The organism is Aquirufa rosea (assembly GCF_004118285.1).
Lineage (GTDB): Bacteria > Bacteroidota > Bacteroidia > Cytophagales > Spirosomataceae > Aquirufa > Aquirufa rosea.
In genome coordinates, this window is sequence record NZ_SDHY01000002.1 from 481,898 (window position 1) to 491,256 (window position 9,359).

General features: G+C 37.6%; 9 protein-coding genes and 1 rRNA gene. 3 read left to right on the top strand and 7 right to left on the bottom strand.

The features are described 5' to 3' along the window. Nucleotides 1-2: 2 nt before the first annotated feature. From rplJ to mutL, 3 genes are all read left to right on the top strand, one after another. Nucleotides 3-536, top strand: coding sequence for a 50S ribosomal protein L10 (gene rplJ, locus ESB04_RS05155; protein ID WP_129026649.1), 534 nt, complete (start codon nt 3-5; stop codon nt 534-536). 65 nt (nt 537-601) lie between these two features. Beyond that, the gene (gene rplL, locus ESB04_RS05160) at nt 602-988 is read left to right on the top strand and encodes a 50S ribosomal protein L7/L12 (RefSeq protein WP_129026650.1); all 387 of its coding nucleotides are present in this window, start codon (nt 602-604) and stop codon (nt 986-988) included. Nucleotides 989-1,079: 91 nt separating this feature from the next. Beyond that, entirely contained in the window at nt 1,080-2,930 is a 1,851-nt protein-coding gene (gene mutL, locus ESB04_RS05165; RefSeq protein WP_129026651.1) for a DNA mismatch repair endonuclease MutL, read from the top strand. A 1-nt stretch (nt 2,931) separates the two neighbouring features. Here mutL and ESB04_RS05170 read toward each other — a convergent pair whose 3' ends face one another. The 7 genes from ESB04_RS05170 to rrf all read right to left on the bottom strand — a co-directional run. Next, complete coding sequence (locus tag ESB04_RS05170; protein WP_129026652.1) at nt 2,932-3,654, bottom strand: hypothetical protein; 723 nt, start codon at nt 3,652-3,654, stop codon at nt 2,932-2,934. A 128-nt stretch (nt 3,655-3,782) separates the two neighbouring features. Further along, the gene (gene proC / locus ESB04_RS05175) at nt 3,783-4,583 is read right to left on the bottom strand and encodes a pyrroline-5-carboxylate reductase (RefSeq protein ID WP_129026653.1); all 801 of its coding nucleotides are present in this window, start codon (nt 4,581-4,583) and stop codon (nt 3,783-3,785) included. Nucleotides 4,584-4,586: 3 nt separating this feature from the next. Beyond that, complete coding sequence (locus tag ESB04_RS05180) at nt 4,587-5,699, bottom strand: peroxiredoxin family protein (protein WP_129026654.1); 1,113 nt, start codon at nt 5,697-5,699, stop codon at nt 4,587-4,589. Between the two features lie 13 nt (nt 5,700-5,712). Continuing rightward, nucleotides 5,713-7,167, bottom strand: coding sequence for an Asp-tRNA(Asn)/Glu-tRNA(Gln) amidotransferase subunit GatB (gene gatB / locus ESB04_RS05185; RefSeq protein ID WP_129026655.1), 1,455 nt, complete (start codon nt 7,165-7,167; stop codon nt 5,713-5,715). A 63-nt stretch (nt 7,168-7,230) separates the two neighbouring features. Further along, nucleotides 7,231-7,623, bottom strand: a complete 393-nt coding sequence (locus ESB04_RS05190; protein WP_129026656.1) for a MerC domain-containing protein — start codon at nt 7,621-7,623, stop codon at nt 7,231-7,233. 19 nt (nt 7,624-7,642) lie between these two features. After that, entirely contained in the window at nt 7,643-8,194 is a 552-nt protein-coding gene (locus tag ESB04_RS05195; protein WP_129026657.1) for a hypothetical protein, read from the bottom strand. Nucleotides 8,195-9,252: 1,058 nt separating this feature from the next. Next, a 5S ribosomal RNA gene (gene rrf / locus ESB04_RS05200) occupies nt 9,253-9,359 on the bottom strand; the annotation flags it as partial.

Genomic DNA, 9,359 nt, shown 5'->3' on the forward strand with positions numbered 1-9,359 from the left:
TCATGACAAGAGAAGAAAAAAATCAGATTATTGATGAGTTAAGCGAAAAGTTCGCGGTAACTCCGTACTTCTACATTGCAAGTACAGCCGGTTTAACAGTGGCTCAAGCTACAGAATTCCGTAGAATGTGCTTTTCAAGAGGTTTAGAATACAAAGTATTCAAAAACACCTTGATCGCAAAAGCATTAGAAAAAACGGGAAATGACTATTCTGCATTCAACGAAGGTGTATTGAAAGGTATGTCTGGAATCATTTTCTCACCTGAAAATGCTAAAGTTCCAGCTAAATTGATCAAGGACTTCCGTAAAGAAGCTGGAAAAGATAAAATTACATTCAAAGGCGCTTCTATTGAAGGTGGATTGTACATTGGTGAAGACCAATTATCAGCACTCGAAAATATTAAGTCGAAAAACGAGATGATTGGAGAGGTTATTGGCCTATTGCAATCGCCTGCTAAAAACGTTATCTCTGCTCTTACAAGTGGCGAGAAGAAATTAGCTGGTATCGTGAAAACTTTAGGAGAGCGTCCTGAATAATTACTAGATTTTACCGGGGACAACCCCACAAAATAATTAATTCTTAACAATTAAATTTTCAAAAAATGGCAGATTTAAAAGCGTTCGCTGAACAATTAGTGAACTTAACTGTAAAAGAAGTAAATGAATTAGCTGCTATCCTTAAGGATGAGTACGGTATCGAGCCAGCTGCTGCTGGAGCAGTAGTAGTTGCAGGTCCTGCAGCTGGTGCTGGTGAAGGTGGTGATGCTCCTGCTGAGAAAACATCTTTCGATGTAATCTTGAAAGCTGCTGGTCCAAATAAATTAGCGATCGTTAAATTAGTTAAAGACTTAACTGGTTTAGGTTTGAAAGAGGCTAAAGATGTAGTAGATGCTGCACCGAAAGCTGTGAAAGAAGGGGTTTCTAAGGACGAAGCTGAAGGTTTGAAAAAATCTTTAGAAGAAGCTGGTGCTGAAGTTGAATTAAAATAATTCACACACTGATTTTTGGAAAAAGGGAATGGCAACATTCCCTTTTTTTTGCTTTATTTGAGTTTCCATTGCCTAATATCTCATTCTTCACATGCGTGATTTGATTCAATTACTTCCCGATGCCATAGCTAACCAGATTGCTGCCGGTGAAGTGGTACAAAGACCCGCTTCCGTCGTGAAAGAGCTAATGGAAAATGCCATAGATGCTCAAGCGACTTATATTCAACTCATCATCAAAGATGCGGGCAAAGGCATCATACAGGTTATTGATAATGGCACAGGAATGTCGGAAGTAGACGCTCGAATGTGTTTTGAACGACATGCCACTTCCAAAATCAGAAAGGCCGAAGATTTATTTAGTATCAAAACTATGGGATTCCGAGGAGAGGCCATGGCCTCTATTGCCTCTGTAGCTCAAGTGGAACTGAAAACCAAGAGAGAACAAGACGAATTAGGTACCTTAGTTAGGATAGAAGCCTCAGTTCTAAAAACACAAGAAAATATCCAATGCCCTGTCGGAACTTCCATAACAGTAAAAAATCTATTTTATAATATCCCAGCCAGAAGGAATTTCCTTAAATCAAACCCTGTGGAAATACGTCATATTTTAGACGAATTCCAACATATTGCCCTAGCACATCCTGAAATACGATTTTCTTTGGTACAAAATGACCAACAAACCTATCAGCTAGCTTCGGAAAAATTGGGTAAAAGAATTGTCGACTTGTTTGGTAAATCCTATCGGGAGCAATTGGCAGCTTGCGAAGAGGAAACTTCTTATGTTAGTATCAAGGGATATGTCGGAAAACCAGAACACGCCAAAAAAACCAGAGGCGAGCAATTCTTCTTTGTTAATGATAGATATATTAAGAATGCTTACCTAAATCATGCAGTAATGAGCGCCTATGAGCGACTATTACCTGAGGGAGCATTCCCTTTCTATGTGCTCTTTTTAAGCATTGATCCTAGCCATATTGATATCAATGTACATCCTACCAAAACTGAGATCAAATTCGACGACGAGAGAGCAATTTATGCCATAGTTCAGGCTGCAGTTAGAAAAACCTTAAGCATCAATAATTTAATTCCAGCCTTAGATTTCGACACTAATGTAAACTTCAATATCCCTGCCATTTCATCTGGCATGAATGATACTTCAAGTTCTAGAAACTTCTCAAATCCAGGAAGCAATAGCACTCCAAGAAATGCACAAGATGCTTGGAAAAAACTCTATGAAGGTCTACAAGATAATATTCAGGCATTTGAAAAACAGGCACCGTCTGTACATACGCCTATGTTTGAACGAGATCCAATAGGAGCCGAAACCATCATTCAAAGCAGAGCCAATCAACGAGAAAATACAGAATTCAATTCTTCTAATTTTCAAGTAATACAGGTCCTTTATAAATATTTAGCCTTAAGCTGGTCCAATGGGCTAATCCTAATAGATCAAAAGAGAGCCTATCAGCGCATCCTTTATGATCAGTTTATGGATCACTTACAGAAAAAAAATGGGGCTTCTCAACAATTATTATTCCCCAAAATACTTCATATCAATCCTGCAGATCAATCCATCTTAGAAGAAATCAAGGAAGACTTAGCCTACCTTGGATTTCAACTGGATCTTGAAGATGGCATACATTATTCCGTCAAAGGGATTCCAGCTGGCCTAGGCGAAGAGGACGGTCAATCCATACTGGAAGGAATACTAGAGCAAGTGAAGCATGAATCAAGTGATTTAGCGAAACACCGGAACGAAAAAATAGCCCAAGTAATGGCTAATAGATCTGCAATCAGATATCAGCAAAAGAAATTAAGTACAGAAGAGATGAATGCATTGGTCGAACAACTCTTCGCCAGCAGTAATCCTAATTTATCACCCAATGGAGAACGGATTAGTCGTGCTTTAAATACCCTCGAACTACTCGATCTATTACAATAGTCTACCTTTTATATTTTGGCTTCGATTTAAAATGTTTCTTGGCCATTTTTACTATGGCATAAATCATATTAGCTACTGTGGCAGGAACCATGGTTATTAAGCCCATTCCTTGCTTATAATTTGGATTCTGATTTAAAAAATCATTGATGTACTTATTTTTATGTCGGAGCGTCTCAAAGTTTAAGCTCGTCTCCTCCATCTTAAATGGGGTATTTCGAATGCGTTTATAACGTTCTATTTCAAACAAATCGTAAATCTTATTGATAGTATCCGTTTGTGAGGAAATATTATTCTCGTAACGCAAGAAATTTTTGGTATACTCCCTTATCACCGAATAAATTACTGGATTAATGGGATTGGAATAAAAAACAACCTTCTTGGATAAATTCTTCAATTTGATGAAAATCATCTCCCACAAGAAATCATGGTAAGGCATTTTAACAATATGTCGATAATTTCGCTCAACAGATAAAGTTAGTCGAATAATTACTAAATCTTCATGCGTTAAAATGGTAAAATAGCAAAAACCTACCATTCGATCTTTTACTTCAAAACTCCACACAAAAACTTCATCAGGGACTGGTTGACAAAAGGAACCTCCTAAGGCTTCCTCTAAACTAAGATTTGGACCAATGGTATGAGTTAAAATTGTATAAATGCCTGAAAACAAGTCGGAATGAATATCAATATCATGCTTCTTGATGTGGTACTTGACGACCCTCATAGAAAATTTTATATATGTAGAAAAGAGAAGAATAGTATTAAGCTATAAAGAAAGCTTAATTTTCTTAATTAATTATCCTTTGGGTATATAAGAGAGGGATAATTTACCTTTGAATCAAAAGAAGATTATTATTTTGCTAATTCTACGGCTCTATCACGAGCCGCAAAAATCCCTTTCTGAAGTCCATACCCCACTCCTTTTTCAGCAAAAGTCTTTAAGGCCGCTTCAGTAGTTCCACCTTTTGAGGCTACCGCCTGAATCAATTCATCTAACGATTTATCACTTGTTTGCATCAAATGATATGAACCCAACATCGTTTGCTTTACAAGCAAAGCAGACATAGAAGGATCAAAGCCCATGGCCACACCAGCATCAATCATATTTTTAATGAGGTAGAAAAAATAGGCTGGTCCGCTACCGCTTAAACCAGTCACCGCATCCAGCAAACTTTCTTCTTCCAGAAAAACGGCTCTCCCCGTAGAATTGATTAAATTTTCTGCCAAACGAATGTCAGAGAGACCCACTTCTGGGGCACAAGCAAATGCTGTCATTCCCATTCCCAACAAAGCCGGGGTATTGGGCATAGCCCGAATAATCAATGGATAGGCTAAGCTATCTTGCAATTTCTTAATAGGAATACCCGCCATGATGGAAAGCACCAATTGGCCAGGACGTAGAAAACGCTTCAATTCATCTGAAACCGAGGGATAATCTTGAGGTTTAACAGATAAAATCACCAGATTAACGAAAGATATTTTTTCTGAGATAGTATCTACCACTACACCAGCTTTTTGCTCTTGTAAGATGTCTCCTCTTTCCTTGTTCTTTTCGATCAACAACAAATCTTCTTTCTTGACAAGATTATATTGAATGAATGAATTGGCAAAAGCCATTCCCATATTTCCACATCCGATGATAGCAATTTTCATGTGTTATTTACCTTTAAATAAGTCTTCTAAAAATTTATCTAAGCTAGCTCCTCTAAGTCCTTTGGCTAAAATTTTGCCCTCTCTATCCAACATAAATGTCATCGGAATAGCCGAAACTTGGTAGGCTTGTGCGGCCACCGAATTCCAATATTGTAAATCAGACACATGTTTCCATGTTAATTGATCCGTTTCAATCGCTTTGAGCCAGGCATTTTTATCTTGGTCTAAACTGACTCCGAAAATCTCAAAGCCTTTATCCTTAAATCGCGCATAGGTCTTAATGACATTAGGATTCTCCCGGCGACATGGACCACACCAGCTAGCCCAAAAATCAATGAGTACATATTTTCCTCGTAAAGAAGACAGGGCAACCGTTTCCCCTGTAGGTGAAGGAAGATTTATCTCGGGAGCCTCTGAACCCACGCTTACCCCCTTCAGTCGCTTCAAATTTTCCAAGAAAGGTTTAATTTGAGCATGGTTTGGTCTTGCTGCCCTAAACTTATCAGCAATCATTTCCAAAGTAGCCATTTCACTTTCTACCGGTAAAAAATTGGTTGTCCACAAAGCCACTAAATTGGTGCCCATTTGCGGAATCAACGATTTAATTTGATTTAATGCAAGGTTTTGTGCTACCTCAAACTCCTTCTGAATCCTAGACTGTGTGGAGGGAGTCTTTTGAATTTCCGCATTCCATGCAATTACCTTTTTTTCAAGATTTCTGGAGATGGCCATGACTTGATTCATCATATTGATATTTACCGATTCCCCAGAAACGCTATAGGTGCCAGGTTTATCAGGTAAATTTACCCCATCTGCCTCAACTCGGACTTGTTCTTGACCTTCTAAAATGAGTAATACTTTTTGAGGATTAGCTATATCGTAAAAATTGACTAAATAAAAGCCTCCATCTTCCAATACCCTTCCTTTAAAAGTTACCTCTTGATTGGGATTGGGAATTTGAGAATCAATTTTTACGGGTTGTCCACGACCATTTAAGTATTCCAAATAAATTTTTCTTTGAGGCACCAATTGCTTTACCTTGACTTGAATCGTATATTCCTGTGCTTTCAACACAAAGGACAATAGCACAAATAAGAATAATGTTATACGCTTCATAGAGTGTATGTATTTATTTAGAAAGAGCTTCTTGCACTAATTGATTGACTAATTTTGGATCTGCTTTACCTTTTGATCTTTTCATTACTTCTCCAATAAAAAGAGCAACAAGTCCTTTTTTCCCCTTATGATATTCATTTACCTTATCAGGGAATGCATTAATTACATCTTGAACGAATTGAACCAGCTCATCATTATCATTCGATAATCCCCAACCTTGTTCTTCGACCAATTGCTTCGGACTTTTACCGGTTTCTATCAAACATAAAGGGAATAGTTGGTGAGCCGCTAAATTATGCGTGATTATCCCTTGTTCAACCAAATCCACAATTTCAGCTAAATTTTGGGGACTTATTTCCAAATCCTGAATGTGCAAAAGACGCTCATTCAAATGAGATTTTACCGGACCCATCAACCAATTGGATACGGCTTTGTAGGATTTCGAATAGCTAGCAGTTTCCTTGAAGAACAAGGCCATTTCTTTGGTATCAGCCAAAAAATGGGCGTCATAGGTCGGTAATCCATATTGATCTATTAATTCTTGTTCTTGCTCCCAAGGAAGCAAAGGCATAGTCGCTTTGATCTCATTGATCCAATCTTGACTAATGTTCAAAGGTGCCAAATCGGGTTCCGGGAAATAGCGATAATCGTTCATGGTTTCCTTTACCCGCATGCTAGATGTTTTTCCCGTATGAGCGTCAAAGGTACGTGTTTCTTGTATGACACTTTCTCCTGCATCCAAAAGTCCCGCCTGTCGTACACATTCATACTCAATAGCCCGTTGAATATTTCGAATGGAATTCATATTCTTGATTTCCACTTTTGTCCCTAGCTGAGTAGTACCTTGCGGTCTTAAAGAAATATTAACGTCCGCTCTAAGAGAACCCTCTTCCATGTTACCGTCACAAATACCTAAATAACGAACCAGTTTTCTGATCTCAGAAACCAAAGCAAAAGCTTCTTCCGAGGAATGCAAAGTAGGATCTGTTACCATTTCAATCAAAGCAGTACCCGCACGGTTATAGTCAATAAAGCTGTATGGATTGTCCCCTTCATGGAGGGATTTACCAGCATCTTCTTCCAAATGTATGTGATGAAAGGAAATATATTTTTCTTCTGATTTAAGTTTTACTTTGATTTGACCACCTTGACAAATGGGAGTTTTATCTTGGGTTATTTGATAGCCTTTTGGAAGGTCAGGATAGAAATAATTTTTCCTGTCAAAGTATTGCCAAGCACAAATTTGAGATCCCAACGCGATTCCCATTTTAATGGCATACTCAACCGCTTTCTTATTCAAAAAAGGTAAGGTACCAGGGTGACCCAAACTGATGGGGGAAATTAATGTATTTGCTTCTCTCCCAAAACGGACAGCGTCGCTCGCAAATATTTTGGAGTCTGTTTGCAACTGGGCATGTATTTCAAGTCCGATTACTGGTTGATAAGTAGAAGATTGGAATGTACTCACAGATTTGAAAAATTAAATCATCAATAGTCTGTAAAGATACGAAAAAGGATAGGAATGCTAGGCTTAGGCTTTGATTTTACAAGTGCAGGCTACTTTATGTTTGTAGTTGACCCAGTAACCTATCGAAATAAATAGCCCTAGTAACAGTCCAAATGCCCAATCTGTGGAATTTTTAGCCCAAGTAATTTCCACCAGCTTCACAACAATGGCCAATCCCAAAAACATCATCGGAATAGGTTTACGATGTTTTCGATAATCTTGGAACAAGAGTACCGAGGCAAAAAGGAAACTAACAGATACTAAAATCCACTCAAAAGTAGTAGTAAAAGCAAAGCTACTTGCGATATAGGGCGCAAAAAATAAAAATATGGGCAAGGTCATGCAATGAATAGCACAAGCTATAGAGAAGAATAATCCCATCTTTTCCACATTCATTAAATGACGATATTTTTTCATTATTTAAATATCTGTATAATTATTTAACTTCTAGTTTAAATTCAAGATCTATATCTGTTGAGCCTAGATCTTCATCACCAGTTTTCGTTCTTTTACCATTGGCAGGGGGCTGATGCTTTAATATCACGTGTAATTTACCAGAACCTTTACCTTGCGTTTTACCTGAGTTTTTTAAACCCAAAGGCAGGTTGTTTTTGTCTTTATCTTTCGCCTTAACTGAAAAAAGAGATGCGGGGGTAACTTTGAATACAAATAAATGAGCTTCAGCATCGTCCTCGATCTTCTTAGTAACATCCACACGAGTGGGCTTGGAATCATCATATACCTTAATATCCATGTCATAACTTTCATTTGCTTCCAATAAAATGGATTCAAATTTATCTGGTGGAGTTAGAGAATTGGCATCAAGATCTTGAAAAGCAAATGTTTTAGTAACACCTTTAGAATTGGTAAAACCTAATTCTACCGTAGTAATTAACTCATTATCATCAGTAGGCTCCACCTCTTCCCCTTTTTTACAGGATAATAGAGAAATCATCAAAACCAAGAAAAGAAAGAATGTGTATTTCATTATTATTATTTTGCAATACTGTTGCAAATATAGTAAAAAAGAACTTATGCAACAATGTTGCATAAAATATTTTTTTTAAATCAAACATCTAATATGAAAAATAGACATTAGATCAAGATGAAAATCAATACATATACATTCAAAGGTTAAACTTTATACTAAGATGGGAACGAAGCGGCAGGCGGAAAGAAATTATAAATTAGAAAGTATAAATGATGGTGGAATCCTAATGCCCAATAAAAAACGGTTAATCCCAACGAAAGATGGGAACGGAGCATGAGCGAAGCGGCAGGCGCATTTTTGACTCCGTGTGTAGGGCATAAGCTAAGTGTCAAAAATTAAAGCCGTATGCGGAGTGAACATCGGTTCCGCAATGCGGAATTCGTGTTGGATTAACCGTATTAAAATAAGTTTTTTTGTTTCTTTTTTTCTCCAAAAAAAGAAATACCTAAAGAAGAGCTTTGAAGTGATGTTAGGCTAAAACAATAAGTCATTTGTTGGAATTACAAATTCCAATTATCTGTCATTCGACATGACCCTGCGGAACATGTCGAACAGCATTATTAGTTTGACATCCTGTAGCTAAAACTGATTTCAGATTAGATAAAGCAACTCAATCAACTTATATTTTTTATGCTTGGGATTATCTATACCAGCGGTTAATCCCGACGAAAGATGGCAACGGAGCATGAGCGAAGCGGCAGGCGCATTTTTGACTCCGTGTGTAGGGCATAAGCTAAGTGTCAAAAATTAAAGCCGTATGCGATGTGAACATCGGTTCCGCAACGCGGAATTCGTGTTGGATTAACCGTATTAAAATAAGTTTTTTGTTTCTTTTTTCTCCCAAAAAAGAAATACCTAAAGAAGAGCTATGAAGTGATGTTATTCTAAAATAATAACTCATTTAATGGAATTACAAATTCCAATTATCTGTCATTCGACATGACCCTACGGAACATGTCCAACAGCAGATTTTAAACGATAATTGTTTGATGGAAATCTCCATTCCATTAGGGCATAAAAAAAGCCCACTAGGAATAGCGGGCTTGATAATAATAACTTGGAGCTTACTTACTTTCCCGGGTTTGATCCCAGTATCATCAGCGGTGCGGGGCTTAACTTCTCTGTTCGAGATGGGAAGAGGTGAACACCCGTCCTATCGGCT

Coding starts and splice junctions, on each gene's coding strand:
- rplJ (WP_129026649.1), top strand. CDS start 3: ATGACAAGAGAAGAAAAAAATCAGATTATTGATGAGTTAAGCGAAAAG.
- proC (WP_129026653.1), bottom strand. CDS start 4,583: ATGAAAATTGCTATCATCGGATGTGGAAATATGGGAATGGCTTTTGCC.
- ESB04_RS05180 (WP_129026654.1), bottom strand. CDS start 5,699: ATGAAGCGTATAACATTATTCTTATTTGTGCTATTGTCCTTTGTGTTG.
- ESB04_RS05170 (WP_129026652.1), bottom strand. CDS start 3,654: ATGAGGGTCGTCAAGTACCACATCAAGAAGCATGATATTGATATTCAT.
- ESB04_RS05190 (WP_129026656.1), bottom strand. CDS start 7,623: ATGAAAAAATATCGTCATTTAATGAATGTGGAAAAGATGGGATTATTC.
- rplL (WP_129026650.1), top strand. CDS start 602: ATGGCAGATTTAAAAGCGTTCGCTGAACAATTAGTGAACTTAACTGTA.
- mutL (WP_129026651.1), top strand. CDS start 1,080: ATGCGTGATTTGATTCAATTACTTCCCGATGCCATAGCTAACCAGATT.
- ESB04_RS05195 (WP_129026657.1), bottom strand. CDS start 8,194: ATGAAATACACATTCTTTCTTTTCTTGGTTTTGATGATTTCTCTATTA.